A 25,545-nucleotide genomic window follows, 5' to 3' on the forward strand; every position below is an offset into this window, starting at 1 on the left:
CGCCCGCGGTTTTTTCGGAGGTATCGCATGTCCGACATGATCACCGTGACGCTCCCCGACGGCACCCAGAAGCAGACGGCCCGGGGGACGACCATCGCGGACTTCGTGCGGGAGGGCATCGGCGCGGGCCTGGCGAAGGCCGCCCTGTTCGCCCGGGTGAACGGCCAGGACATGGACCTGAGCCGCAAGCTGGACGAGGACGTGAAGCTGCAGATCTTCACGCCCAAGAGCCCCGAGTCCCTGGAGCTCATCCGTCACGACGCGGCCCACGTGGTGGCCAGTGCCGTCCAGCGCATCTTCCCCGGCACGCAGGTGACCATCGGTCCGGCGACGGAGGAGGGCTTCTACTACGACTTCTTCCGCGAGAAGCCCTTCACGCCCGAGGACCTGGAGAAGATCGAGGCCGCGGCCAACGCCGAGCTGAAGAAGGACCTGGCGTTCGTCCGCACCGAGATCTCCATGGAGGAGGCCATCCGCCTCTTCGAGGAGAAGGGCGAGAAGTTCAAGGTGGAGATCGTCAAGGACATCGCCGAGCGCGGCGCCAAGACGCTCACCCTCTACACCCACGGCGACTGGGTGGACTTCTGCCTGGGGCCCCACGCCCCGAGCACGGGGAAGATCGGCGTCATCAAGATCCTCTCCTCGAGCGGCGCCTACTGGCGCGGCGACCACCGCAACCCGATGCTCCAGCGCGTCTACGGGACGGCCTTCTTCGACAAGAAGGCGCTGCAGGAGTACCTGACGCGCGTCGAGGAGTCGAAGAAGCGCGACCACCGCAAGCTGGGCAAGGAGCTGGACCTCTTCCACTTCCACCCGTACGCGCCGGGCGCGGCCTTCTGGACGGCCAAGGGCACGACCTTCTACCAGACGCTCTCCGACTGGATGCGCCGCCTGACGAAGGACGATGGCTACGTGGAGATCAAGACCCCCTTGATGTTCAACAAGGGGCTCTGGGAGACCAGCGGCCACTGGGGCAAGTACAAGGAGAACATGTTCCTCGTGCTCGACAGCGAGTCGGGAGAGCATGACTTCTCGCTCAAGCCGATGAACTGCCCGTCGCACCACCTGTTCTACGGCTTCAAGAAGCACAGCTACCGCGACCTGCCCCTGCGCCTGCACACCCAGGACGTGCTGCACCGCAACGAGGCGGCGGGCTCCCTGGGTGGCCTGACCCGCGTGCGCCAGTTCGCACAGGACGACGCGCACATCTACTGCACCGAGGCGCAGATCACCGACGAGGTGAAGCGCTTCGTGAAGCTGCTGGACCACGTCTACAAGGCGGTGGGCCTGACGTACGCGGTGAAGCTGTCCACCCGTCCCGAGCAGCGCCTGGGGGACGACTCCCTGTGGGATCGGGCCGAGGCGGGCCTCAAGACGGCGCTCGAGTCGCTGGGCCTCGCGTACGAGCTGGCCCCGGGCGACGGCGCCTTCTACGGCCCGAAGATCGACTTCGCGGTGTCCGACAGCATCGGCCGCCGGTGGCAGCTGGGCACCATGCAGCTGGACTACCTGGCCCCGGAGCGCTTCGACCTGTCCTACGTGGGCGAGGACAACGCGCTGCACCGCCCGGTGGTGCTCCACCGCGCCATCTTCGGCTCCTTCGAGCGCTTCACGGCCATCCTCATCGAGCACTTCGCGGGGGCCTTCCCGGCGTGGCTCGCGCCCATCCAGGCGGTCATCGTCGTGGTGGCGGACCGTCAGGCGGACTACGCCCGCAAGGTGCGCGACACCCTGCGGGCCAAGGGCTTCCGGGTGGACTTCGATGATCGCGGCATGTCGCTCAACGCGAAGATCCGCGAGGCCCAGCTCCAGAAGATCCCGTTCACGCTCGTGGTGGGCGACAACGAGGTCTCTTCCGAGAGCGTGTCGCCCCGTCGCTACGGCGGAGAGGACCTCAAGAGCATGAAGCTCACCGACTTCGAGGCCCTGCTGGCCAAGGAGTCCGCGCTGCCGTGAGCAGTTGGCCCGCGTCTTGCGGACGGGTCTTGACTCCCAGTTGCACCCAAGTAAGGTGCGGCGCTTTCCGATGGGGGCGTACACCGCTCGGGTGGTGAGCGAGCGGGTGGCTGGGCGAGGGTGGAGGACTGGGAGGGTGGCCAGGGCGGACGGATGGTGTGGGAGTGGGCAGGCAACCTGGAGAGGCGGCGACCGTGTAGGCGCGCGGTGCCACTTCTGAGTGCGGTAGCCGTTCCAGTCGAGACGAAAGAGTGATACAGGCTGCCGCCTCCCGCCGTGGCCTGGAAGTGACAACGCCTGAGGCCGCGAAGCTGACGGCACGCTGTAAGGAAGGAATCAGGACGATGCCGAAGTTGAAGACCCGCAGTGGCGCGAAGAAGCGCTTCCAGGTGAAGAAGAGCGGCCAGGTCAAGCACGGCAAGGCCTACGGCAAGCACCTCTTCACGCACGCCAAGACGCCGAAGCAGAAGCGCGGCAACCGCGGCACCAGCCATCTTCGCGATATGGACGCGAAGAAGGTCATCAAGGAGATGTTCCCCTACGGGGCCTGAGCCTCGGCTCGGCAACCCTGACGTCCCTGGTGGAGCGGCGTGAAGCCTGCGCCCCGGGACCGACAACCTACGCAGTACGGAGTGAGTGAGACATGCGCGTCAAGAAGGGTGTAAAGGCTCGTCGCCGTCGCAATAGTATCCTGAAGCTGGCCAAGGGCTTCCGCGGCCGTCGCAAGAACTGCTACCGCCGGGCGAACCAGGCGGTCGAGCGCGCGCTGGACTACGCCAGCCGTGACCGCATGCAGCGCAAGCGCGACTTCCGTCGCCTGTGGATCGTCCGCATCAACGCGGCGGCCCGCACCGTGGGCCTCTCGTACTCCAAGCTCATCGCGGGCCTGGCCAAGGCGAAGATCAGCCTGGACCGCAAGGTCCTGTCGGACATGGCCATCGCGGATCCCGCGGGCTTCGCGGCCGTCGCCAACATCGCGAAGGCGGCCTGAGACACGCCGGCCCTCACGGGCGGGTGACAGAGCGGGTGGGGTGGCCTTCACGGGCCGCCCGCCTGCGAGAGTGAACGGGTCGCCTCACCAGGCGGCCCTTTTTTTTGTCCCGGAAGAAGCCCACGGGCCCGGGGAAGCGACAACGGAGGCACACGGCCATGCGAGACAGGTTGCAGGCGTTGGCGGAGGCCGCGCGGCAGGAGATTGCGGGCGCTTCGGACAGGCCCGCGGTGGAGGCGCTCAAGGTCCGCTACCTGGGCAAGAAGGGCGAGCTGTCCGCGGTGCTGGGCGGCATGGGCAAGCTGGCCCCGGACGAGCGCCGGGCCCTGGGCGAGGTGGCCAACACCGTGAAGGCGGAACTGGAGACGCTCCTGTCCGCCGCCCTCCAGCGGGTCGAGGACGCCGAGCTGGAGGCGCAGCTGCAGGGTCCCGGGCTGGACGTGACGCTGCCGGGCCGCGCGGTGAAGCCGGGCAGCCGGCACCCTGTGTCGAGGACGATGGAGGACATCGTCCGGACGTTCTCCCGGCTCGGCTTCGACGTGGCGAGTGGTCCGGAGATCGAGCTGGACTACTTCAACTTCGAGGCGCTGAACCTGCCGAAGGACCACCCCGCGCGGGACATGCAGGACACGTTCTACGTGGACGAGCCCTCGCTGGGACACGCGAAGAAGGCGGACAGCTCGGTGCTGCTGCGCACGCACACGTCGCCGGTGCAGGTGCGCTACATGCTGCAGCGCAAGCCGCCCATCCGCGCGGTGATGCCGGGGCGGGTGTACCGGCGCGACTCGGACATCACGCACACGCCGATGTTCCACCAGGTGGAGGGCCTGCTGGTGGACAAGGACGTGACGTTCGCGGAGCTGAAGGGCTCGCTGGACGCGTTCGTGAAGGCGTTCTTCGGCTCGGAGACGAAGACGCGCTTCCGTCCGTCGTTCTTCCCGTTCACCGAGCCGTCGGCGGAGGTGGACATCTCCTGCACCTCGTGCGGCGGCAAGGGCTGCCGGGTGTGCAAGCAGACCGGGTGGCTGGAGGTGCTGGGCAGCGGGATGGTGCACCCGAACGTCTTCACGTCCGCGGGGTATGACCCGGGCGAGGTGACGGGGTACGCGTTCGGCATGGGCGTGGAGCGCATCGCCATGCTGCGCTACCGCATCGACGACCTGCGGATGATGTTCGAGAACGACGCTCGGTTCCTCGAGCAGTTCTGAGTCCTGGCGGGCGCGGGCCCGCATGCCGCTCCTGGGAGGAGTGGCGCGGCCCGCGCTCCTGTCTTCGTCCCGAGAGAGCAAGAGGGTGGACCTGTGAAGATTTCGGTGAAGTGGCTCGGCGATTACGTGGCGCTGCCGCCGTCGGTGGACGAGCTGGCGCGCAAGTTGACCGCGGCGGGCCTGGAGATTGAGGGCCAGGAGAGTCCGGCCGAGGGCCTGCGCGGCGTGGTGGTGGCGCAGATCAAGGAGTCGGTGCAGCACCCCAACGCGGACAAGCTCTCCGTCACGAAGATCGACGCGGGCGGGGACGCGCTCATCCAGGTGGTGTGCGGCGCGAAGAACTACAAGGTCGGCGACAAGGTGCCGCTGGCCACCGTGGGGACGAAGCTGCCCAACGGGATGGAGATCAAGCAGGCGGCGCTGCGCGGCGTGGACAGCTCCGGCATGCTCTGCTCCTCGAAGGAGCTGGGGCTGAGCGAGGAGTCGAGCGGGCTGCTCATCCTCTCGCCGGACTTGAAGCCGGGCACGCCCATCGCCCAGGCGCTGGGGCTGGATGACGTGGTGCTGGAGGTGAACGTCACGCCGAACCGGCCGGACGCGCTGAGCCACCTGGGCGTGGCGCGCGAGGTGGGCGTGGTGACGGGCGCGGCGCTGAAGCTGCCCCAGCCGAAGCCGGTGGAGTCGGGCGGTCCCATCTCCGAGAAGGTGAAGGTCCGGGTGGAGAGCCCGGAGCGCTGCCCGCGCTACGCGGCCCGGGTGGTGGAGAACGTCACCATCAAGCCGTCGCCGCAGTGGATGCAGGACCGGCTGAAGGCCTGTGGCGTGCGGGCCATCAACAACGTGGTGGACGTCACCAACTACGTGAACCTGGAGTACGGCCAGCCGCTGCACGCGTTCGACCTGGACAAGCTGTCGGGGCAGGAGCTCGTCGTCCGCACCGCGGCGAAGGGCGAGAAGCTGACCACGCTGGACGGCAAGGCGCGCACGCTGGACGTGGATGACCTGGTCATCTGCGACAAGGAGCGGCCGCAGGCGCTCGCGGGCGTCATGGGTGGTGGGGACAGCGAGGTCACCGAGAAGACGACGCGGCTGGTGCTCGAGTCGGCGAACTTCGCGGGCGCCGGGGTGCGCCGGACGGCGAAGCGGTACGCGCTGCACACGGAGGCGTCGCACCGGTTCGAGCGGGGTGCGGACCTGGACGCGGTGGTGCCGGCGATTGATCGGGCCGCGCAGCTCATCACGGAGCTGTCGGGCGGCACGGTGGCGCCGGGTCGGGTGGAGGTGTACCCGGCCGAGAAGCCGCGGCGGCAGGTGACGCTGCGCTTCGCGCGGGTGGAGAAGGTGCTGGGCGTGGCGGTGCCGGAGGTCGAGGTGCGTCGCATCCTGGCGGCGCTCGGGTTCGAGCAGGTGTCCGAGGGCGCGGGGCAGGCGACGTACGAGGTGCCTCGGGCGCGCGTGGACGTGGAGCGTGAGGAGGACCTGCTGGAGGAGGTCGCCCGCGTGTTCGGCTACGACAACATCCCGGCGAAGCTGCCGCGGGGGCTGGCGTCGCTGGCGCCGGAGCCGGCGAACTCGGAGGCCGAGCGGCGGTTGCGGCACGCGCTGGCGGGGGCGGGGCTGGACGAGGTGGTGAACTACTCGTTCGTGGCGCCCAAGAGCCTGGAGGTGCTGGGCCTGAAGGAGCAGCCGGTGGCGCTGCTCAACCCGCTGAGCGTCGAGCAGTCGGTGATGCGGACGAGCCTGCTGCCGGGGCTCCTGGAGAACCTGTCGCGCAGCGTGCGGCACCAGGTGGAGTCGGTGTCGCTGTACGAGACGGGCCGGGCGTACTTCCGGGATGCGCAGGGCGGGCAGGGGACGCGGCCGGCGGCGCGCGAGGTGAACCGGGTGGCGGGCCTGGTGTGGGGCCTGCGGGGTGGGGAGCGGAGCTGGACGCAGAAGGACGCGCGGGCGGACTTCTACGACGCGAAGGGGGCGGTGGAGGCGCTGCTGGCGGCGCTGCGGGTGGAGGGAGTCACCTGGTCGCTGGGCGGGCCGTCGGCGTACCACCCGCGAGCCAGCGCGGAGGTGAAGCTGGCGGACGGCACGGTGCTGGGCCACGTGGGGGAGCTGCACCCGAAGGTGGTGAAGGCGCTGGGGTTGCCCGAGGGCGTGTTCGTGTTCGAGCTGGACACGGAGCCTTTGTACGCGGCGTCCCGGCTGGTGCCCGAGTACCGGGCGCTGCCGAAGTTCCCGGCGGTGCTGCGGGACCTGGCGGTGTTGGTGCCGGTGGAGCTGGAGACGGGGGCGGTGCGGAAGGTGATTCTGGAGGTGGGCGGGGCGCTGGTGGAGGACGCGTTGGTGTTCGACGTGTACACGGGCAAGCAGATTCCCGAGGGGAAGAAGAACCTGGCGTTCGCGCTGCGGTACCGGGCTTCGGACCGGACGTTGACGGACGTGGAGGTCAACGAGGCGCACAAGCGGATCGTCTCGGAGGTGGACCAGCGGCTGGGTGCTTCGTTGCGTGCCTGAATTCCTGAATGAAGTCAGAGGGTTGACTTGGCTTCGGGAAGGCTGCAACAGTGGCCGGGCGTTCACCGCGCTGAGGGTGAGGGCATCCCGAGGATTCGCATGACGAAGGCGGACATCATCGAGGGCGTCTACGAGAAGGTCGGCTTCTCGAAGAAGGAGTCGGCCGAGATCGTGGAGCTCGTGTTCGACACGCTCAAGGAGACGCTGGAGCGTGGGGACAAGATCAAGATCTCCGGGTTCGGCAACTTCCAGGTGCGCCAGAAGAAGGCGCGCGTGGGCCGCAACCCGCAGACGGGCAAGGAGATCGAGATCTCGGCGCGTCGGGTGCTGACCTTCCGGCCGAGCCAGGTGTTGAAGAGCGCGCTGAACGGCGAGGCCCCGCCCGAGGATCACGCGGAGATCGACGCGCGGGAGGAGGCGGCGGCGGACGCGGCGGAGGCCCGTGGCGAGGACTTCGACGAGGAGGGAATGGAGGACTCGGAAGGGTAGGTTTTTCCACGGCGCCCTGCTGCTCTTGCTTGACCTGGGCGTTGTGTAGGGGCATAAGGGCGCACCGTTTCACGACGGCGGCCGCAAAGAAGTTCTCGGGGCGTAGCGCAGCCTGGTAGCGCACTTGCTTGGGGTGCAAGTGGTCGCAGGTTCAAATCCTGTCGCCCCGACCAATAGAAGGCCCTGGAGATTCGCGGGTTTCCCGTGAGCCTCCAGGGCCTTCACCTTTTGGGCTCCCGGACTCCAGCAGCAAACTAGAAGCAAGCGGAGTGGGCTCGGCGCCAGCAGCAAGCAGCGCGTGCGGAACGGCCTCGGCGGGGCCCGGAACCGCGGGCCCGAACGCGAGCAGGTTGAGTCCCTTGCGCATGTCCTCCACGTCGAGGTGGCCGTAGATCTCCGAGGTGATGGCCGGGTCCGAGTGGCGGAGGATGCGCTGCACGGTGGCCAGCGGGACGCCCGCCTTGAGCAGCAGAGTGGCGGTCGTGTGCCGCAGGTCATGGAAGCGCAGCGGGCGAGGGAGCGCCCGGGGCCAGAGCTTCATGCCGCAGCGGGGGCAGTGCTCAAGTTCGGCGTGACTCAACGAGACCGGTGTAACTCCAAGGCCGGACTTGGACCCGTGCGCGAGCGGCTGGCCGCCGAGGTGCTGCTGCTGGAGGACGCGGACTTGAAGAAGATGGAGAAGTCCCGGCGCACGCTGGAGTCCAGCCTGCTGCGGCAGACCGAGCTACTCGGCAAGATGCGCTCCCAGGTGGCCGCCGCGAAGTCCGAGGCGCTGATGGAGGCGAAGGAGCTGCGGGTGAAGCTGCGGCTGGTGCAGTGACGATCCGCGCGAATGGACTACGGCGGGTTCGTAGCTGTCCTGGGCGCTGAAGTGGCCTGCCGGAACTTGGCAATGGCAGATTCGCATGCGGCCTTCCACTCGGCCTCATGTCGAGTAAGCATGGCATCGAATCGCTCCAACCTGCGTTCGGCCATCTGGCCGGCAAGATCCACCCGTTGTAGGGCCCGGTCAGCCGCAGCTTCAGGTGGGAGAAGTCTGTCCCTGATCTCGTCAGCCTTCAGTTGAAGGTCATCGAGATCGTTCTGCACGCTCCACTGGTTCAGCTCTTGGACATGCCGTTCTCCAAGAGCTTCAAGCTCAGGGTGTGCGCGTCGAAGCGCCTCATCGTAATGGCACGGGTCGGCCGCGCGTTCACGAGCGATGTCCGCCTCCCGATGCTGCTCCGCGCGACGCATGTCGTAGTGGCACACGCCCACGCACGATGCGGCCATGACGATTGGCCACAAACACCCAGATTTCACGAATGCGCCCCAGCGCGACATCCCCATCCTTCGAGTCTACTCGCGAAGTGCGTGTGTTGAATCGCCCCGGGTTCGTTCTGACGGCCTTCCCGGCCTCCCTCTCCGTTCTCGCCTATTGCTAGAGCTATCGACTCCGGGCAGGGCCCCCATCCCCTGGGGAGACTGGGGTTCCCTTGCCTCAGGTCCACCTGGAAGGGGCCCCGGGTCTTCTTCGAGTTGCCGGGGGAAGGGGGGGCTTGGAAATTTTTGGGGCCTACTTGGCGCCGGTCGCCTGCCCCCGTCAGGTCCTGATGACCGCCCCTCCTGTGTTCGCCCTCTCGCTTCTCACGCACGAGGGGTCGGGGCGCTCTCGGCGCTTCTGCTTCTTGGGGACGGACTGGGAAAGGAGCCCAGGGACTTCGGCCACCCGTGGGGCAACCTCCGTCCACCTCCACCAGCTACCAGGGTGAGGACCCGGCCCACCCGGTGCTTGAGCGGTAAGAAGAAGGGTGGGGCCGCAGATGAAGAACGGCCCCACCCCTCCCACGTCACCGCGCTTCCCTGCGCCGTCCCAGAAAGTCGGACACTACCGTGAGGATGGCAGCGGCCACCTCCCGGATCAGGCGCGAGGTCAGCGCCTTCCGGAGCCAGTCCATGGGGGCACCTCTGCTAGCTGTCCGCCTCGGGCTCTACGCCACGAGCCGGAGCTGGGACTCGCTCAGGATTGCGGTGAGGGCCTGCCGCTTCATGCTGGCGGCCTTGCCCATCCAGATGGACTCCAGGCGCATCGCGTCCATGCGCTTGCCCTGCACGACCCGTGTCTGCCGGTGGTGGTCCGCGTACTCCGCCACCGCCTGGAGGGCCGCCCAGGCGGAGCCCTGCATGTCGCCCTCGATGCCGGTGCCGGCGTGGTACAGCTCCACCACCTTCTCCCGCGCGTGGATGATGCGCGGGTGGTTGCCCTCGTCCTCGGGCATGGGCAGCACCACGTCCAGCACGCGGCGGAACTGCTCCTCGGAGAAGGGCGTCACCGCCAAGCGGTTGGCCAGGTTCCCGAAGCGGGCGTAGCTGTCCATCAGTTCCCGGAACGCCCGGCCCGCCTCCTCCAGCCTCTGCTTCGCGTTGTCGAAGTGCGGGATGTGCCACTCGGCCCCGTCCTGCTCGTTGAGGGCGACGCCGATGGTGTTCTGGCAGACCACGCGGGTGGCCACGTTCTTGAGGGTGATGGCCGTGGTGCCGTCGTGGCCGGTGTAGCCCAGCACGTAGCGGCGGATGGGGCTCTTGTCGCCCCGGACGCGCAGCGGCTCGGGCAGCTCGCCCAGCAGCCACCCACGCACGCCGTTGCGGCCCAGCGTGCCCGCCGTGTGAAAGATGGCTCCCACGCCGCCGGCTGCCTCCACCAGCGTGCGGGCCACCTCCTCGAACTGCACCACCTCGTAGCCCTTGTGGACCGTGGACAGGTACTCGCCCGTGTCTCCCCGGAAGAGGCCCTTGCGGTCCGGGATGGGCTCCTCCATGGGTGGCGAGTAGAGGGGGCGCTCGACAGCGGTGTAGAAGCCGGCCGCCTGGACCACCTCCTCGTAGGTGCTGGCGGTGGGCAACTGCGTGCCCAGGCCGTGCCAGGGCTCCTCGCCGACGTAGGCCATCTGGTGGATGTCGTGAGACATGGTGCTCCTCCTCGTGGAGAGGGCGCACCTCGGGCATGACGGACAGGGAGCGGGTGCTGCGCGGCCCGTGTGACTCGCGGTACGCCGTGTTGCGGGTTGGGGTTGGAGGAAGACGCCCGGCCCACAACGGGCTGGACGTCAGCGGAAGTCTCCCGCCAGGTGCTTATGCCGCAGCATGGAGCGCCTTTTCTTCAGGCTCCCGGGGCAAGGTCAATCTGCTCTGGAATTCCATGAACTTCGACCCTCAAGATGGGGAGCGATGACGCGGAGAAGAGCATGACGCTGCGCTGGGGAGCGGTGGTGCTGCTGGTCCTGACGGCCACGGGTTGTGCCACCTCGCGGGTGGTGCGCCTGGACACGGGCGAGGGCCAGCCCATCGTTTACACGCCGCGCGCGGACGCGGAGCCCGTCGAACTGGACGAGGACGAGTTCGCGGAGGCGGTCCAGAAGCTGGCGCGCACCGCGCCTCTGTCCTCTCGGCCAAGGGAAGCGGCGTTGAGGCTGTTCAACCTGGGCCAGCCCCGCGCTTTCTCTCCTGTGCGCGGGCGCATGGGACTGGTCTCCGTCGAAGATCCGCAGCGGGGCCGGCTTCTCGTGACCGAGGAACCCGACGCGGAAACGGAGCTGGCGAGCGCCTACGGACGCTGGTGCCAGCGCCAGAAGCAGCCCCGGGACTGCCTGCATCTACTGGACGAGGACGTCACCCTGGACGAGGAGGGCAAGCGCACCCTGGCCTTCCGTCTGGCCCTGGATTCGGTCTGGGACGAAACGGCCGAGGCACTGGGCGAGCTGACGGACAAGGAGGCGATGGTGACGATGCTCGCCACGACGGGAGCCATCTACTTCGGCTTGTGGCTGGTGCCCGACCCGGTGCTGTCGAAGGGCATCGCCGCGACCCTGACAGTGGTGCTGATCGGCTACCTGGGCTGGGACACGGTGTGGAGCCTGGTGAAGGGCTGGAGGGTGCTGGCGAAGGAGGTGGAAGTAGCGACCACCTTCGATGAGATACAGGACGCGGGAGAGAAGTACGGGAAGGTGATGGGGAAGAACGCGGCGCGGGCGTTCATCATGCTCGCGATGGCGGCGCTGGGCAGCACGGCGCAGACGCTGGCGACGAGGGTTCCCACGTTGCCCGGATCCGCGCAAGCCTCGCTGGTGGGGGCGGGGCAGGGCGGCTTCCGGCTGGCGGCGGCGGGTCAGGTCACCTCGGTGGTGGTGGCACCGGGAGGCGTCATCACCATTGCACTGGACCCGGAGGCTGTCGCGGAGACGGCGCGCGGCACGAGAGCCGTGGCGTCCGAGCCAGTGGCGACCGATGCCCACGAGCACCACATCGCGACGAACAAGTGGTGGGACTCCACCAGCAGCGGTGGCCCTTGGTCACCCAAGTTTCAGAAGCTCTTCGACCGGGCGGGCATGTCACTCGATGACGCGGCCAACAAGGTCCGCGTGCCGGGCCACAAAGGGCCTCACCCCGTTGAATACCATCGAGAGGTCTTCCGCCGACTGCAGGACGCGACGAGGCGCTGCAGGAGCATCCAGCAGTGTCGTGAAAGTCTGACGGCAGAACTGAGGGATTTGGCCGTGCAGATCTCCAAGCCGGGCACCGAACTCAACAAGCTGGTGACGCGGTCTGAGTGAGGTGAGGAAGGATTCATGGCGAAGCGATTCTTTGATCTATCTGATGACATGGAGCTCCAGGGGCGCTGGCTGCTGGGAGACCCCACGGATTCACAGGGGCAGGAGGTGGACGACCCGTGGCAGTTCACGGATGGCTGCCCTGTCCAGGTTGAAGCTCGACTCAAGATCCCCATCGACCATTCCGGGAGTCCTCTTGATTTTTCCCTCGCGGGCGTGGGGGTCACCCCTATTGTTCACAAGGGGGTGGCGCACATCTTCGCGGATCTGGCGCCCGACGACGTGCAGCTCTTTCCAGTCGACGTTGCCGGACAGTCCGAGCCGTACTTCATCCTCGTCGCTACTCGGCTCATTCGGTGCATTGACGACAACGCCTCAACGGAGGTGCGGTACTGGAAGCCGGAGGATGGGCGCCCGGAGAAGGTCGGCAAGTACCGGGCGGTGTCCGGCATGAGAATCGACCCGACGAAGGTGGGCGGCGCCAAGGTCTTCCGGACCTGGGGGTGGAGCATCGCGCTCATCGTGTCCGAGGACATCAAGGAGGCGCTGGAACGCGCGGGCGTCACGGGCTGCCATTTCAAGGAGGTCACCGGCCCAAGCGCCATCAGTCCGGAGGAGCGCGAACGGAACCGGAGGCTCCTGGCGCTTCGGGATGAGACGGACGCGGCCCGCGAAGCCTTCTGGCGCACCCTGGGAAAGCTGGACAAAGAGGTCATCATTCCCATCGTCGTCGGTGGTGGCTGGCCGGCCCGGCGTCAGGTCTGGCGCGTCATCCACCGCGCCGAGGGGCGGACCCTGCTGGTGACGGACGGGCTGTCAGACTTCTTCGTGGACCACGTGGAGCCGTCCGTGGGCTTCGGCCTGGAGCTGGCCCTGGAGACGAACGAACCTCTCGGTGACGTCGAGAAGAGCTGGCCCCTGCTGCTCCTGGAGCGGGTGGGGAACGAGCTCGCGGGCAACGAGCGCGTCCGCGAGAAGGTGAAGGCGGGCTTCCTTTCCATGGAGGTCGCTGGCCAGGGCATGCCCGAGCCGCTGTTGACGAAGGAGGGCCGGGTGGGGGTGCTGCTGGGCATGGAGTCGAGCACGCTTCCCCGGAGCTTCACCATGCCGGCCGGAGAGGTGCGGCTGGTCACCGTCAAGGTGCTGATGCCCGCCGAGCTGGCGTACCTGCTGGAGTACGGGAAGCGCGGTCGGGACGAGTTGGTGCGGCGCTTCGCCCAGGAAGGTCAGGAGCACCTGTCTCGTGCCTGGCGCCAAGCCGTGGTGTGACTACCGGCCAGCTCCAGGGGCTGGGAGGTGGCCGGTGCCACCATGGAGCCGCTGGAGCCGCTGGAGCGGTGCTCCGGGAAGTTGGGGCTCGTGCCACCACCTGAAGCGAGCAACAGCCTGACCAAGCAGGTAGCGAACCTCTCAGCAGCCCTCAGGAACCTGCTAGGTTGGGTTCGAGGTGGGCTGCTCCCATGGTCATGCACGCGGAGAACTTTCAGGTGTACCCGGCGGCGCTGGGGCCCGGCACGGAGGTGGGCACCTGGCGGGTGGTGGAGCGGCTGGGCGTGGGGGGCTTCGGCGCCGTGTACCGCGTGGAGGACATGGCCCGGCCCGGCGAGTTCTACGCGTTGAAGCTGGCGCTGCGTCCTGGTGACGAACGGGCCGAGCGTGAAGTCGCGCTGCTCATGGTCAAGGCCGTGCACCGCAACGTGGTGCGCTTCCACGCCTGTGGCAGGTGGCCCCACCCGCAGACCGGCTACCTCTACTTCGTCATGGACTGGGTGGCCGGCCGGCCGCTGGACACCTGGGCCGAGGAGGTGAATCCGAGCTTCCGCGAGCTGGCGCAGGCCGCCGGCAAGGTGGCCCTGGCCTTCGATGCGCTCCACCGGGCGGGAGTGCTGCACCGCGACGTCAAGCCCGCGCACATCCTCATCCGGGAGCCGGACGGCGAGCCGATGATCATCGACTTCGGCATCGGGGACTACGCGGGCGCGGCGACCATCACCGAGCAGACGGTGCCCCCGGGCACACTCCTCCTGCGCAGCCCCGAGGCGGTGCGCTTCCACCGGGAAAATCACGGACGTCCGGGAGCTCGGTACGAGTACCGGCCCACCGATGACCTGTACGCACTGGGCGTCAGCCTGTACAGGGCGGTGACCGGGCACTACCCGTTCCCGCCGCACCTGCCGCCCGACATGCTGTACCTGGCCATTGAGGCCCAGACGCCACCGGCGCCAGCGGACTTCAATCGGCGCACGCCTCGAGCGCTCAGCGACGTCATCATGCGGCTGCTGACGAAAAAGCCGCAGGAGCGCTACCCGGCAGGGGCTGAATTGCACGCGGCGCTCATGGAGGCAGTGAGCTTCGGCAAGCCCGCCGCGTGGGAGGTCAGCCTCTTCGAGTGGGAGGAAGTTGAGGGAGCCGAACCTGTACTCGGCGACGGCGCACGGCGACGCATCCGCAGACCGGAATGGCCCACGTGCTCCGCGACTCCGCCCGCGCCCAGGCTGGTGCTCGCCCCGTCATTACCCTTCGTCCGGCGCCCGGCCAGGCAGGACCCAGGTGCTGTGATGCAGGGGCCTTCAGCGGGCGTACCTTCACGGCATCGGCGGGTGCGCTCACCCGTGCTGGTGGCGGTCGTGCGGCTCGCGGGGGTGGTGGGCTTGGCTGCCTGGGGGATGCAGGCGCTGGATCGCGGGCCTTCATCCAGGGATGCGAAGGTGCCCGCGCCGCTTTCCGACGTGGTGACGCCCCCCGCGCCGCTCCTTGAAGTGGCGTCCGTGGGGCCGCTACCGGAAGCTTTCCCTGCCACAGCTCCGCCCATGGTGGAGGCAACCGCTGTGTCCGCCGCGGCTTCCGCGGCGCTGTCGAAAGAGAATTCAACCGTGATGAAGCAGCCGAAGCTGCCTGCCAGTTCGCTGAAGAAGGTGGGAAGGACCGCCATGGGTGTTGCTGGCGCCTGCCTTGAACTCTCCTGCTCCAGCCCCCAGGTGCGCCCCCCTCCTTCGCCCCCACCGGAAGCCTGCCCGCAGGACGCATTGAAGACCATGGAGGAGTTGGGCATCCGGTTGGGCTACAAGCGCACCATCATCTTCAACGTCATCAAGGGTGAACCTCGTGTCATCTCCGTGGACGCCGGAGTGACGCAGGTGAGACTGGCGGAGGGGTGGGAGGGTCTGCGCAGCGCCTCGGTGGTCACCGGCCAGCTCATCCTCGGGGATCGCGTGTACGGCCGCTTCACCTCGGCGGTTACGCATGACCGCCGCGCGACCTACCCCGTGTGCATGGAGCTGATTGGTCAGGACGGAAAGCGGGGCCTTGAGCGAAAGCCCGGCGGCGATGCCGACTCCGCGCTTGTCTTCCCCGTGGGGGAATTGAAGCCGGTCGACCACTTCGAGTGACGCGGCCTCAGGGCTGCTTCGTGAGGTTCCGCCTCGTGCATGCCTCGTACTACGCAGTCCTGCTGGTGCTCATCGTGTTGGCGGGGACGGAGTCCACCGCCCAGCCACGCTCCGTCCCCTGGACTGGCGGTGTCCGTGTGGTCGAGCTGCCGGAGGAGCCTTCTGGTCAGGAACCAGAGATTGTTATCAGCCCGGGGTTGTCCACCACGTTCACCTTCGACGCGGAGCTGTCGCGTGGGGAGAGCGGCAAGGAACTGGTGGACCTGGAGCGACGGGAGGTGTTCTCGCTCGTGGATGTCGGGCAGACCACCCTGCGTCTGACGCCCTCCGACAAGCTGGCGTCCGGCGCGAGGCTGCGGCTGTCCGTGCGCTTCAAGGATGGCGCGGCCCCGTCAGGCGCGACGTTCATCCTCGTAGTGCACCCGGTCCGGGCGGAGCGCCTGGTGGAGGTGTACCGGAAGGCCCAGCCCGTGGAGTTCTACCAGCGGGAGGCTCGAGCGGCGCGGATGGAGGCCGAGCTGTGCCATGAGGATCTGGAGCGGGAGCGCGCCGAGCACGCCGTTCCAAGGGGACTGGCGGGCCTCATCGCCGCCGGCACTGTGGACATCACAGGGGTTAGGACCCGGACGCTCACGGAGTCGGTCATTCGGGCCCAGCGCAACGCGCTCGTGACGGTACGCGTCCTCAGCTACCGCTCCGCGCGGCAGGTGGCCCTGGAGGTTCTTCTTGAGAATCCCGAAGGCGCCCAGACCTGGACGACCACGGAGGCCGTGCTGACGGACCCGAAGGGCGTGGAGCTGAAGACGCTGCCGGTATGGCAGTCCGGGCCCGTGGCTCCGGGCGGAAGCGAGCAACGCATCGTGGTGCAGGCGAAGGCGCTGGAAACGCAGGCCCAGGGCCTCTACACCCTCAAGCTCTGGGAGCCCAGCACCGGCCGCACCGTCATCCTGTCCGGAGTATCCTTCCCATAGCGTGGCCCAGGTGTGCATCGACGTAGCGCCGAGAGCTAAAGAGGTCTGACGACCTCCGGGTGTCCGCACCGTTGCAGGTGCATGACACCCTCGTGGGTGCTCCCGCCCATCCACCAGGTGATGGTTGTCACGGAGCAGTGGAGGCAGGTAAAGCCGACCCGCCCTCGTCTCTTGTCAGTGGTGACTCTGCTCCAGCCGCCGCCGTCTTCCTCGCGGCCCGCTTCACTTGGGGCTTGCGCCTGGCCGTCCTGCCCGCGCGCTTCCTGGTGCCGGGAGTGGCCGATGGCCCGGACGCACTCCGGGGTTCCAGCCTCACGTCCTCTTCATCCCCTGGAAGCGGCTCCGGGCTGATGGCGTTGTGCGGCGCCCACAAGTGCCGAGCATCTGCTTCACCTCGGATGACCCGGCGGAGTTGCTGGAGCCGTGAATCCGCCAGGGCCAGGATCGCGACGATGGAACGGGGCGCCTGCCGGTCGGCATCCTCGGTCGGCAGGTCGTTGTTGGCGAGGAGTTCGGCCAGGAGGTGGGCCCCTCGCAGGGCATGCTCCAGGTTGGCGAGCTCCAGGTTGAGGCTCACCACCTTTTCCTCGTAGAGGTGGGCCGGGGTGTCGTCCTCGTCCTTCATGGTGTCCTCCAGGACGCACGCGCACGGCAGGCCCGGGGGCAGCGTGGCGCGCATCGTGAGTGCGCCCCGCAGGGCGCTGGTTGATGGGTGAGGTACTGCAACGGTGTGGTCCGTCACTGCTCTTATGCCGCTTATTGGGACGGACTTACCGTCTGCGCACCGCCGCATCACGTTCGAGGGAGTGGCCTCCGTGTCCCATGCACCGAGGATATCTCCGACACCTCCCCTCCTTGCATGAGGAGGGGAATTGGCGCCCTTACCCCTGCAAGGGCGAGCTGGAAGCATTCCTCGGAGCCGACCCGTGTGGCCTCCGAAACGCCATGCCGGTCGTGTACGCTCGGGCAGGGAATTCAGCAACAGGCAAGGCAGCTTCAGTTCCACGGGAGGACGGCTGCTGCTCTGAAAGAGGATGCCGGATGCGCAGGCGCAGGACGAAACAGCTCTCCAGCGACGACATCCCTCAGGCAAATTATCTGCCACGACTGATGGTCCTGCTGCGCCACTACACCCGGTACAACGACTGGAATGCGCCTGGCTCTCATCAGATGCAGGACATTCCGTCCTACCGTAAGGCCTGCCGCATCTTGGGCCTGATCGATGATTCGGATGCAGTGACTGAGTCTGGCAGGAACGTGGTGAGCGCTGACCCACGAGAGGCCCGTCGCGAGCTCTCCGCCGTCTTTGCGCGAAGCCGGTGTGGCCAGACCTGGCTCGAATGGCAGGGAGTATCGGACATCAGGAACCTCGATTTGGAGCTGGTCGAGAGCTTCCTCTCGGAATGTGCGGAGCTCTCAGGGCCCATTCGTTGGCGAAAGGCCACGGTCCTGCGCCGGTGGCTCAAGTGGCTGAACGACTCGGCACCTTTTCTCCCAGGGACGCCGGGCCGCAAGAAGGTGAGGCAGGCAGACCCAGCCCAGCTCAGCCTGGCTGATTATGCTCCACCTTCCACGCCAGAGGCGGCACCCGTTACGTGGCCACATGCCGCCCGATTCCCCCATAATGAAGGAGGCGCCTCGGTCGATGAGATCGTGAAACAGGACCTGGCTGCCTCCGAGCAGGTGCTCCTCATCGTCGGGTATGCGTCGCTCGAACGGGTCATCGACTTCCTCGCGAAGCGGTCATTCACCTCGAGCAAGGAGAAGGTCCGCCTGCTGTTTGGCTGGGAACCCTTCGAATCCCAGCGCTCCGTCTACCGGAGCCACGACCAGAGCATCGCGGATGAGGTCCGGGACTACTGGCTTTCGAGAGGGATCTCCGTCACGCTCTCGGGAGCCCTTATCCGGGTGCGGGAGCTGGTCGAACATGGGAAGGTCGAGGTCCGCCTTGCCCAGGCGAGGCGTCCCGTCCACGCCAAGATCTACCTGTCCGAACAGGCCGTGACGCTCGGTTCGAGCAACTTCACCGTCCAGGGACTCAAGAAGCAGTCTGAAGCCAACGCCCGCTTCGGGAATCAGGAGAAGCGGAGATACCGCGAGGCCCAGCAACTCGCCGAAGGCATCTGGCTGCAGGGCAGGGATTACAAGGACGACTTCTTCGCGCTCCTCGATGCCCTGCTGCGACAGGTGACGTGGCAGGAAGCACTCGCACGTGGTTGTGCCGCGATCCTTGAGGGAGAGTGGGCGAAGAAGTACGTGCCTCCAGACCTGCTCGACCGGCTCGCTCCCCCGCTCGGTCAAGTCCCGAATCGTGTGTAGTTGGTTCGGAGGGGGTTCGGGGGAGGAATGCTCCTTGGCGGTGTCAAGCAGCGGCAGTGTCTGGGGTTGAGTTGAGCAGGGTCATGTCGAGGTAGCGGCGGTCGTCCCAGATACCAGTCACTTCGAGGGTGACGGCGGTGATGAGACGCAGGGCGCTGGCACGGTCCGGGAAGGCGCCCACGGAGCGGATGCGGCGCTTGACTTCGCCGTGCAGACGCTCCAGGCCGTTGGTGCTGCGCAGGCGCTTCCAGTGGGCCTTGGGGAAGGAGAAGAAGCAGGTGGCGGCGGCGAAGCCCTCGCGCAGGCACTCCATGGCCTCGGGGACCTGGCGGCCCAGCCCGGACTGGAGCGCCTCCAGACGCTTCCTGGCGTCCAGGAGAGAGGGGGCCTCGAAGACGGCCGAGGTCTCCTTGCCGAGGCGTCCGCGCAGGCGCCAGGGAGCCTTGGCGAGGACGTTCCGGGTGAGGTGCACCGTGCAGCGCTGGAGCTGGGCCTCGGGCAGTGCCTGCCGGGCCGCGGCGGCCAGTCCCGCGTGCCCGTCGGCGATGACCAGGCGCACGCCCCTCAACCCTCGCTCGAGCAGTTGGCGCAGCAACTCCAGCCAGGAGTCCTGCGACTCGCTGCCCCCCAGAGTCACGGCCAACAGGTGCCGGTGCCCATCCTCTCCCACGCCGTAGGCCACCAGGGCCGAGACGTTCTGCACCGTGCGCGCCCAGCGGGCGTCCAGGAAGGTGGCATCCAGGTACAGGTAGGGGAAGGCCTGGGTGAGAGGCTGGGTGCGAAGGCCCTCCACCTTCTCTTCCAGGGACTTCGTCACTCGGCTCACCGTCGAACGCGAAACCTCCTCCCCCATGAGCGCTCGCGTCACCCGGCCCATCTTCCGCGTGGAGACGCCCTGCACGTACGCGCTGGTAATCGCCTCGTCGAGTTCCTCGCTGCGCCGCTTGTAGCGGCCCAGGACGGCCTCCGCCGAGCCGCTGGCCCGCGTCCGGGGCACGGCCACCTCCAGGTGCCCCATGGACGTCAGCAGGCCTCGCAGGTAGCTGCCGTTGCGCTGGTCCTTCCGCCCTGCCACCTGCTGCCAGCGCCCGGCCCCCACCAGCCCTCGAATCTCCTCTTCCAGCAGCATCTCCAGCGTCATGCGGATGGCTCCCAGGAACAGGCCTCGCACGTCGGTGCGCACCTCCTCGTGCGAGGGCGCGGCAAACTCGGTATCGTCCACTTCAGGGAACTCCTCGGCTCCTCTGCCAGGGGGAGACCGTCTCGGTTGGTTTCACCGAGGAGCTTCCCTCTTTCCCGCTCGTCCCTGCTCGCCGACTACACACTTATAGGGACACGACCCCCCGCTCTGGCCGCACCAGCGTCAGGGCATCTCCCAGGCCCTGTGGATCCTTGAGAATGTCGGGAGCGTCCTGGTCTCCGACGCTACGGGATCGGGAAAGACGCGCATGGGAGCGTGGTTGATCCGGGGAGCCTTCGACCGGCAGCTGCGCATGGGCCAGAGCCGGCCCGCGACCATGATCGTTACCCCGCCTCAGGTCGTGGAGCAGTGGGAGAAGCAGCTCCAGGAGACCGCACACCCTTTTCAGGTCCACTCGCATGGCCCGCTCAGCAACTCCTCTGCTTCGCGCCATGCGTTGCTCACGACGGCCATCTCGGACATCGAGATCCTCGCGGTGGACGAGGCGCATAACTTCCTGAACTGGTCCGACCGCACCCGGCGCATCGTCTCCCACTACGCGGACAATGCGCTCCTCTTCACGGCGACTCCCATCAACAAGGGCGCATCCGACCTACTCGCGCTCGTGGAGCTTCTGGGGGCAGACAACCTGCCTCAGTCCTGCCTTGATGTTCTGGGGCAGCTCAGGCGCGGCACACGCGACGCCTCGAAGCGGAATCCAGAGCACCTGGAGAGGCTACAAGAAGAGATCCGGAGATTCAGCGTCCGGCGGACCCGCGCCGAACTCAATGCCATCGCCGAGAGTCGGAGCTCGGAGTATCGACTGCCCACAGGCCGATCGGCCTGCTACCCGCGGCATGAGCCCCTCTATTACCCTTGCGATTGCCGGGACAGCGACAGTGAGCTCGCGCGCGAAATCGCCAATCTGGCCGAGCGGCTCAAGGGAATCTCCCGCGTCGGCAATCGGCTGGAGCTTCCAAGGGGCTGGGATAGCACTGAAGAAGCATATGTCCGGAGGGTGGTCGCGAGCGCCCGGGCCCTGGCGCGCTATCACGTGATGAAGAGCCTCCGCTCCTCGTCGGCCGCCCTCTTCGAGCACGTGCACGGGACTTCAGCAGCCTTCGAGAAATTCGCAGCCCACCTCACCGACTCCCGCGGCAAGACCGACACCGGGAACATGGTGCTCAGATGCGAAGAACTCGCTGGGCAAGTGCCGGAATGGCGGTTGAAGCGGCTCAAGGCGAAGTCGGTAGAGCCCTCGTGGCTATGGGACCCCGGGGCCCACCGGCGTGCGTGTCAGGAGGAAGCTGAGCTGTACAGGCAGATCGGGCAGCTCGTCGTCAGAATGCAGAGGGACCGTGAAGAAGCGAAGATCGACCGGCTCGTCAGGCTCTACGCCGAACACGGTCAGGTGCTCGCGTTCGACTCGCATGTCATCACGCTCAAGCTCTTTCAGAACGCGCTGGAGTCGAGGAAGGTGAGTGCGACGCTGCTGACGGGGGCGGGAGGGAAGGCCGCGAAGCGCCGCGCAACGCAATCGTTCGGGCTTGGCGCGGGTTCCCAGCCCCTGGTGGCGCTCTGCTCCGACGCCTTCAGCGAAGGGCTGAACCTCCAGAAGGCTTCGTGCGTCGTCCACCTGGACGCGCCGACCGTCATTCGCACTGCGGAGCAACGCGCGGGACGGGTCGACCGGATGGACAGCCCCCACAAGACAGTCCAGATCTGGTGGCCGAAGGATCCGGAGGCCTTCATGAGCTTGCCCCGGCTCCGTGGACAGCGTGGTTATGCTGCCTGAGCTATCGATGAGGCCGTCCGCTCATACTCCACCGGGCTCACGTAGCCCAGCGAGGAGTGGCGGCGCTGCCGGTTGTAGAAGACCTCGATGTATTCGAAGAGCGCGGAGCGGGCCTGGTCGCGCGTCGCGAAGTCCGCATCGTGGACGAGTTCCATCTTCAAGGTGCTGAAGAAGCTCTCGGCCACGGCGTTGTCCCAGCAATTGCCCTTGCGGCTCATGCTGCACTCGATGCCACGGGAGGCCAGTGCCTGCTGGTAGTCCTCGCTGGCGTACTGGCTACCACGGTCCGAGTGGTGCAGCAGCCCTCGCGGAGGCTGGCGGCCCTTGAGCGCCATATCGAGCGCGCCCAGAACCAGGTGGCGGTCGATGAACTCGCTCATGGCCCAGCCGACGACTCGGCGCGAGAAGAGGTCGAGCACCACGGCCAGGAAGAGCCAGCCCTGCCTCGTCCAGACGTAGGTGATGTCCGTCACCCAGGTGCAGTTGGGCTGGTCGGCAGAGAAGTTCCGCGCGAGCACGTTGGGCGCCACCGGCTGGCAGTGGCGTGAGTCCGTGGTGCACACGAAGCGACGCTTCTTGCGCGCGGCCAGTCCCTGCTGGCACATGAGGCGCGCGACGCGTTTGCGGCTGACGTACCGGCCTGCGGCTCGCAGCTCCGCGTGCACCCGGGGGCTGCCGTAGGTGCCGCGGCTCTTCTGGTGCACGGCCGCCACCTCCGCCGCCAAGGCCCGGTTCGCCTTCTGCCGCTCGGACTCCGGTCGCTTCTGCCACGCGTAGTAGCCCGAGCGGGCCACCCCCAGCTGCTGACACATCAGCTCGATGGGGAAGTGGGCCTTCTGCGCTTCGATGAGCTCGAACTTCACTTCGAGCCCTCCTTCGCGAAGAAGGCCGCTGCTTTTTTTAGGAAGTCACGCTCCATCTGCAACTGGCGGTTCTCCTTACGCAGCCGCGCCAGTTCCTCACGCTCGGCTGTCGTCAGCGCTCCCGCCTTGCCCTGGCCCCGGTCCGCCCGGGCTCGCTCCACCCAGGTGCGAAGGGCCGTCTCGGTGAGGTCCAGGTCTCGCGCCACCTGGCCCACCGTCTTGCCCTCCTCCAGCACCAGCCGGACAGCCTCCACCTTGAACTCGGCGGTGAAACTGCGGCGCTTCCTTCTCTGCTTCGTATCCGTGGACATCCTTGGTCCCCTTCATCACATCTCGGGTGTCCACGGAACTGGGGCAGACTCATCATGCCCCAGAAGCGGGACCTGCTCCGTGAGCGCCACGAGATGGTGGCCGACCTCATTGGATCGAACTTGTGCCTTCCGGAAGACGGGCTGCGGTCGGAAGAGCACCTTCAAGACACGACTGCCATTGACGTGCGGGAGCTTGCGTCCAGGGCACTGGCGAGCAGGGAGCAGGAGCCCGTCGAACTAGGTGATGCCTTCGGTGCAGTCCGAGGCATGGTGGGGCGCAGCTCGCTGGTGGACCCAGCGCTCTACGAGCGCATTCGCACGAGTCAGGCCGAAGTAGTGTCGTGTGTGGGAGCGGTCCGAAGCAAGGAACCCTGGGCGTTTCTCGTCGTGGGCGGGCGCGACCGTGGGGCGCCTCGATGGGTCTTCTTCGCCGGCCGCGATGCGGAGCCCATCTTCGACCTGGGAGAGGTGGCACAGGCGCTTAAGCAGCGGCTGGGCTCCCATACCCGAGACCTCGACGCCTCTGATGAGTGCGAGGAGTTCATCCGGCACTTCGTGGAGCGTCTTCGCCAGAGCGAGCGCAGGCTCCTCCCCGTGCGCCGCCAGCGCGCACTGGCCCTGCTTGAGCGGGTCATGGATGGATGGATTTCGCGCGCGAACAAGGACGTGGACCTGGATCGTCGGCGTGTGCTGGGGGAGCTGAGGAGCCACCTCTTCCCGGAATACCTGCAGCCAGAGGGGCTTTCTCCGGACCTTCGTTCCGTCGCAGATCAGTGGTTGAGATTGCTGCGCCCGCGAATTAAGCAGGTGCTCGCCCAGCGAGCAAAGCGGAAAAGCCTCTGGACGCTGGACGCGTTGGAGGGCCCCCTGATTGACGAACCCATCGAGTCCCCGGACCTGGAAAGAGCGTTCTCGACCGTGCCGCTGCTCCAGCCGGTGGCTCAGCGCATCATTGCAATGATTGTCGGTATTCCGTCATCGGGCGTAGCGCCCGACCGATAGCGACGTGCATACCCTTGTGCAACTACTCGGACTCGCACTTGGACTTCTTGTACAGCGAGGTAAGCCACCGGCCCTGGCCAGGTAACGGCCGGGAGTTAGGTGCCGCACAGTGCGCTGCACGATGACGACAGCAGCGACGACGAGAGCGGAGCCGGCGTGGTTGGTAGCCGCGCGGCAGCCGAGAGGGACCCTGGAGGTAGCCGCCGAGGAAGAGGGCTTGGGAGTTGCTCCTGAACTTTTGGCGCCCTACTCAGCTGAGCGAAAGAGGTCAACCTGGCCCTGCACGCAATATACGGCTCACGTCTCTTGCGAGGGTTCTTTCCAACGTCTCAGCGACGGTATCGGGAGCCTCAAGCATTCGGGCCACGGCACTTCCACGGACGATTCCTCCTTCCGAGAAAACGTGCAGCCGCAGCACGAGTGCATCCGTTTCTATGAGCAGGATGGTCTCCCCTTCGCGTTCCAGGAACTGTACGCCGCTCCCGGTCGCAGCCACGAAGTCGACTTCGACCGTCCCAGTAAGCGAGTATCCACACAGCCGTATTGCCGGGTCCTCGGCTCCCGACCATGTCCATCGAAGGCCCAGCCTGCGCGCCTCCTGTGAGAGCTCCCTGACCCTCGCCCATGAGTCACGTTCCGGTGCTGCAGGTCTGTTCTGTGCCTTCCTGCCGAGCAATGAAGCCGTTACGACGGCGAATTGGTCGGCTCGCAAGCCGTGCGGGACATTCTGCGGCTGGAAGTGGATGAGCGCATGCATGTCAGCCTCGGTCCACCCACGTGATTTCTCCGTGGCACGAGATGTCAGCTCCATCAACACCTGCGACTCGCGGTCCGACAGGACGAGCCTCCCCATGACGAGTTCCTTTGGATTTCTCTCGTCCAGGGTCCGCCGGCTTTCCAGGTCGACGAGTCTCTTCGCCCTCTTATTGCGGACGTGGGCGTCGCGCGCCTGGGCTTCAACCCGATTCCAAAATGCCGCTGGCTGCACGAGCGCCTCATAGGCTCCGGCTTCCATCCGTCTCCAAAACGCGTCCAACAGATTTCGCTGTTCTCCCTCAGGCTCCATTGTGACGAGCGAGGGAAGAAAGACGAGCAAATCCTCAAGGACCCACGCTGCAACATCATCCCCCGCCCAAGTGGCGAGCGCATGGAGACGGAAAAGCCGGTCGAACAACGCCTCAACCCTCGACAAAGACACCTCCGGTCGCGGCTGCGGGGAACTGCATCATAAATGAGGCTTTGCTTCCCCCAGCGTGCTTTAGGGGTCCATTCAATGATGCTGCGAAGCTGACCGGATCCTGTGGCGCGAGTACGTGGATGTCCACCTCGCGCGCTGCAGAGCTCACCTTTCGGGTGAGTAGAAGCACGCCGTAGCCCAGTGCTGGATCGTTCGGTGCGACTTCGTGGAGCGAGTGCCAGTACTCGACGAGTTGCCAAAGTCCGTTCCAGCGCGCACTTCCCATGGTATCGGAAGCAGCCTTGGCCTCGACCGGGAAGCGCGACGGGAAGGACTTCAATTTGGCGGCGACCGCCGCCGGGCGAGAGCTTCCACGGGTGACGAGCTGCCGCATGCGCTCAGGCCCGGAGGCCGGGTCGCTCAGCGCAACGACGAAGTCTGGAGTGCGCTGAGCGACAGGTTGCTGGCGCTGCTTCTGGCGCCTGACACGGGTTACCTCCATCATCCGGATGCCGGACAAGTGGATTAGCGAGGCCATCCCGATGCCCTCTCCAATGTTTCCAATGACGTGCTGGGAGCCCGTCTTCTGAACCTGTCGCTTTAGGAACGGTGGCGGCTGAGTGCTTGCAGCCACCGCATTCAGGGGGCTCATCAACCCTGCCGCATAGTGGCTGTCATGTTTGGACATGTCGAGGACTTCGAACTCACTCATCGTCTCCATGGCGACACTAGCCAGTGAGTCCGGGATCTGCACGAAGTCATTCCAGCGCCACACCGTGCCGACGTGGCCGACCCTCACT

General features: G+C 66.8%; 22 protein-coding genes and 1 tRNA gene. 15 read left to right on the forward strand and 8 right to left on the reverse strand.

Features of this window, described 5'->3' with window-relative positions:
* Positions 1 to 27 precede the first annotated feature (27 nt).
* From thrS to VZQ01_RS40065, 7 genes are all read left to right on the forward strand, one after another.
* A complete protein-coding gene (thrS, locus tag VZQ01_RS40035; protein ID WP_426746258.1) occupies positions 28 to 1,956 on the forward strand; it encodes a threonine--tRNA ligase in 1,929 nt (642 codons plus the stop codon).
* A gap of 344 nt (positions 1,957 to 2,300) precedes the next feature.
* Positions 2,301 to 2,507 carry a 50S ribosomal protein L35 gene (gene rpmI / locus VZQ01_RS40040; RefSeq protein WP_046713978.1) on the forward strand — a complete coding sequence of 69 codons (207 nt, stop codon included), beginning with the start codon at positions 2,301 to 2,303 and terminating at the stop codon, positions 2,505 to 2,507.
* Positions 2,508 to 2,599: 92 nt separating this feature from the next.
* Positions 2,600 to 2,947, forward strand: a complete 348-nt coding sequence (rplT, locus tag VZQ01_RS40045) for a 50S ribosomal protein L20 (protein ID WP_141323077.1) — start codon at positions 2,600 to 2,602, stop codon at positions 2,945 to 2,947.
* A gap of 158 nt (positions 2,948 to 3,105) precedes the next feature.
* Positions 3,106 to 4,155 (forward strand): phenylalanine--tRNA ligase subunit alpha, encoded by a 1,050-nt coding sequence (gene pheS / locus VZQ01_RS40050; RefSeq protein ID WP_074952357.1) that lies wholly within the window; start codon positions 3,106 to 3,108, stop codon positions 4,153 to 4,155.
* 93 nt (positions 4,156 to 4,248) lie between these two features.
* Positions 4,249 to 6,663 carry a phenylalanine--tRNA ligase subunit beta gene (pheT, locus tag VZQ01_RS40055; RefSeq protein WP_426746259.1) on the forward strand — a complete coding sequence of 805 codons (2,415 nt, stop codon included), beginning with the start codon at positions 4,249 to 4,251 and terminating at the stop codon, positions 6,661 to 6,663.
* A gap of 99 nt (positions 6,664 to 6,762) precedes the next feature.
* Positions 6,763 to 7,152, forward strand: coding sequence for an integration host factor subunit alpha (locus VZQ01_RS40060; RefSeq protein ID WP_046713974.1), 390 nt, complete (start codon positions 6,763 to 6,765; stop codon positions 7,150 to 7,152).
* Between the two features lie 96 nt (positions 7,153 to 7,248).
* Positions 7,249 to 7,325, forward strand: a tRNA-Pro gene (locus VZQ01_RS40065).
* Here the strand turns inward: VZQ01_RS40065 and VZQ01_RS40070 are convergent.
* A complete protein-coding gene (locus VZQ01_RS40070; protein ID WP_426746260.1) occupies positions 7,304 to 7,693 on the reverse strand; it encodes a tyrosine-type recombinase/integrase in 390 nt (129 codons plus the stop codon). The two genes, VZQ01_RS40065 and VZQ01_RS40070, sit on opposite strands and share 22 nt — an antisense overlap.
* Before the next feature lie 75 nt (positions 7,694 to 7,768).
* Between VZQ01_RS40070 and VZQ01_RS40075 the strand changes: the two genes are divergently transcribed.
* Positions 7,769 to 7,972, forward strand: coding sequence for a hypothetical protein (locus VZQ01_RS40075; protein WP_426746261.1), 204 nt, complete (start codon positions 7,769 to 7,771; stop codon positions 7,970 to 7,972).
* A gap of 17 nt (positions 7,973 to 7,989) precedes the next feature.
* Here the strand turns inward: VZQ01_RS40075 and VZQ01_RS40080 are convergent, their stop codons facing one another.
* Together VZQ01_RS40080 and VZQ01_RS40085 are read right to left on the reverse strand one after the other, a co-directional pair.
* A complete protein-coding gene (locus tag VZQ01_RS40080; protein WP_426746262.1) occupies positions 7,990 to 8,481 on the reverse strand; it encodes a hypothetical protein in 492 nt (163 codons plus the stop codon).
* A gap of 641 nt (positions 8,482 to 9,122) precedes the next feature.
* Positions 9,123 to 10,100, reverse strand: coding sequence for a DUF932 domain-containing protein (locus tag VZQ01_RS40085; protein WP_426746263.1), 978 nt, complete (start codon positions 10,098 to 10,100; stop codon positions 9,123 to 9,125).
* Positions 10,101 to 10,376: 276 nt separating this feature from the next.
* Here VZQ01_RS40085 and VZQ01_RS40090 point away from each other — a divergent pair, with 276 nt between their 5' ends.
* The 4 genes from VZQ01_RS40090 (at position 10,377) to VZQ01_RS40105 (ending at position 16,098) form a co-directional block, all read left to right on the forward strand.
* Entirely contained in the window at positions 10,377 to 11,741 is a 1,365-nt protein-coding gene (locus tag VZQ01_RS40090) for an AHH domain-containing protein (protein WP_426746264.1), read from the forward strand.
* 15 nt (positions 11,742 to 11,756) lie between these two features.
* Complete coding sequence (locus VZQ01_RS40095) at positions 11,757 to 13,007, forward strand: imm11 family protein (RefSeq protein WP_426746265.1); 1,251 nt, start codon at positions 11,757 to 11,759, stop codon at positions 13,005 to 13,007.
* Positions 13,008 to 13,198: 191 nt separating this feature from the next.
* Positions 13,199 to 15,127, forward strand: a complete 1,929-nt coding sequence (locus VZQ01_RS40100; RefSeq protein ID WP_426746266.1) for a serine/threonine protein kinase — start codon at positions 13,199 to 13,201, stop codon at positions 15,125 to 15,127.
* A gap of 74 nt (positions 15,128 to 15,201) precedes the next feature.
* Positions 15,202 to 16,098: a DUF2381 family protein gene (locus tag VZQ01_RS40105; protein ID WP_426749030.1), complete on the forward strand. Its 897-nt coding sequence runs from the start codon at positions 15,202 to 15,204 to the stop codon at positions 16,096 to 16,098.
* 127 nt (positions 16,099 to 16,225) lie between these two features.
* Here VZQ01_RS40105 and VZQ01_RS40110 read toward each other — a convergent pair whose 3' ends face one another.
* Positions 16,226 to 16,723, reverse strand: coding sequence for a hypothetical protein (locus tag VZQ01_RS40110; protein ID WP_426746267.1), 498 nt, complete (start codon positions 16,721 to 16,723; stop codon positions 16,226 to 16,228).
* Between the two features lie 416 nt (positions 16,724 to 17,139).
* Here VZQ01_RS40110 and VZQ01_RS40115 point away from each other — a divergent pair, with 416 nt between their 5' ends.
* Positions 17,140 to 18,417, forward strand: a complete 1,278-nt coding sequence (locus tag VZQ01_RS40115; RefSeq protein WP_426746268.1) for a phospholipase D family protein — start codon at positions 17,140 to 17,142, stop codon at positions 18,415 to 18,417.
* Positions 18,418 to 18,460: 43 nt separating this feature from the next.
* On the opposite strand, the gene VZQ01_RS40120 is transcribed toward VZQ01_RS40115, so the two are convergent.
* Complete coding sequence (locus tag VZQ01_RS40120) at positions 18,461 to 19,639, reverse strand: IS256 family transposase (protein ID WP_426746269.1); 1,179 nt, start codon at positions 19,637 to 19,639, stop codon at positions 18,461 to 18,463.
* Between the two features lie 190 nt (positions 19,640 to 19,829).
* Here VZQ01_RS40120 and VZQ01_RS40125 point away from each other — a divergent pair, with 190 nt between their 5' ends.
* Positions 19,830 to 21,392 (forward strand): helicase-related protein, encoded by a 1,563-nt coding sequence (locus VZQ01_RS40125; RefSeq protein ID WP_426749031.1) that lies wholly within the window; start codon positions 19,830 to 19,832, stop codon positions 21,390 to 21,392.
* Here the strand turns inward: VZQ01_RS40125 and VZQ01_RS40130 are convergent.
* A protein-coding gene (locus VZQ01_RS40130; protein WP_426746270.1) for an IS3 family transposase occupies positions 21,380 to 22,566 on the reverse strand; the annotation gives its coding sequence in 2 pieces (ribosomal slippage) (positions 21,380 to 22,284 and positions 22,284 to 22,566; 1,188 coding nt in all). The genes VZQ01_RS40125 and VZQ01_RS40130 overlap by 13 nt on opposite strands.
* A 54-nt stretch (positions 22,567 to 22,620) precedes the next feature.
* On the opposite strand from VZQ01_RS40130, the gene VZQ01_RS40135 reads away from it, so the two are divergent.
* On the forward strand, positions 22,621 to 23,568 hold the full coding sequence (locus VZQ01_RS40135) for a hypothetical protein (protein ID WP_426746271.1): 948 nt from the start codon (positions 22,621 to 22,623) through the stop codon (positions 23,566 to 23,568).
* A gap of 268 nt (positions 23,569 to 23,836) precedes the next feature.
* Here the strand turns inward: VZQ01_RS40135 and VZQ01_RS40140 are convergent, their stop codons facing one another.
* Both VZQ01_RS40140 and VZQ01_RS40145 read right to left on the reverse strand, forming a co-directional pair.
* The gene (locus VZQ01_RS40140; protein ID WP_426746272.1) at positions 23,837 to 24,760 is read right to left on the reverse strand and encodes a hypothetical protein; all 924 of its coding nucleotides are present in this window, start codon (positions 24,758 to 24,760) and stop codon (positions 23,837 to 23,839) included.
* The gene (locus VZQ01_RS40145; protein ID WP_426746273.1) at positions 24,747 to 25,499 is read right to left on the reverse strand and encodes a hypothetical protein; all 753 of its coding nucleotides are present in this window, start codon (positions 25,497 to 25,499) and stop codon (positions 24,747 to 24,749) included. Before VZQ01_RS40145 ends, VZQ01_RS40140 begins: the two co-directional genes overlap by 14 nt.
* Positions 25,500 to 25,545 lie beyond the last annotated feature (46 nt).

The sequence above is a fragment of the Myxococcus faecalis genome (assembly GCF_050039385.1).
Lineage (GTDB): Bacteria > Myxococcota > Myxococcia > Myxococcales > Myxococcaceae > Myxococcus > Myxococcus fulvus.

Excerpts from the sequence above, each read along its gene's own strand:
- thrS (WP_426746258.1), top strand. The coding sequence starts at position 28 with ATGTCCGACATGATCACCGTGACGCTCCCCGACGGCACCCAGAAGCAG.
- rpmI (WP_046713978.1), top strand. The coding sequence starts at position 2,301 with ATGCCGAAGTTGAAGACCCGCAGTGGCGCGAAGAAGCGCTTCCAGGTG.
- rplT (WP_141323077.1), top strand. The coding sequence starts at position 2,600 with ATGCGCGTCAAGAAGGGTGTAAAGGCTCGTCGCCGTCGCAATAGTATC.
- pheS (WP_074952357.1), top strand. The coding sequence starts at position 3,106 with ATGCGAGACAGGTTGCAGGCGTTGGCGGAGGCCGCGCGGCAGGAGATT.
- VZQ01_RS40060 (WP_046713974.1), top strand. The coding sequence starts at position 6,763 with ATGACGAAGGCGGACATCATCGAGGGCGTCTACGAGAAGGTCGGCTTC.
- VZQ01_RS40070 (WP_426746260.1), bottom strand. The coding sequence starts at position 7,693 with ATGAAGCTCTGGCCCCGGGCGCTCCCTCGCCCGCTGCGCTTCCATGAC.
- VZQ01_RS40080 (WP_426746262.1), bottom strand. The coding sequence starts at position 8,481 with ATGGGGATGTCGCGCTGGGGCGCATTCGTGAAATCTGGGTGTTTGTGG.
- VZQ01_RS40085 (WP_426746263.1), bottom strand. The coding sequence starts at position 10,100 with ATGTCTCACGACATCCACCAGATGGCCTACGTCGGCGAGGAGCCCTGG.
- VZQ01_RS40090 (WP_426746264.1), top strand. The coding sequence starts at position 10,377 with ATGACGCTGCGCTGGGGAGCGGTGGTGCTGCTGGTCCTGACGGCCACG.
- VZQ01_RS40095 (WP_426746265.1), top strand. The coding sequence starts at position 11,757 with ATGGCGAAGCGATTCTTTGATCTATCTGATGACATGGAGCTCCAGGGG.
- VZQ01_RS40100 (WP_426746266.1), top strand. The coding sequence starts at position 13,199 with ATGGTCATGCACGCGGAGAACTTTCAGGTGTACCCGGCGGCGCTGGGG.
- VZQ01_RS40110 (WP_426746267.1), bottom strand. The coding sequence starts at position 16,723 with ATGAAGGACGAGGACGACACCCCGGCCCACCTCTACGAGGAAAAGGTG.
- VZQ01_RS40115 (WP_426746268.1), top strand. The coding sequence starts at position 17,140 with ATGCGCAGGCGCAGGACGAAACAGCTCTCCAGCGACGACATCCCTCAG.
- VZQ01_RS40135 (WP_426746271.1), top strand. The coding sequence starts at position 22,621 with ATGCCCCAGAAGCGGGACCTGCTCCGTGAGCGCCACGAGATGGTGGCC.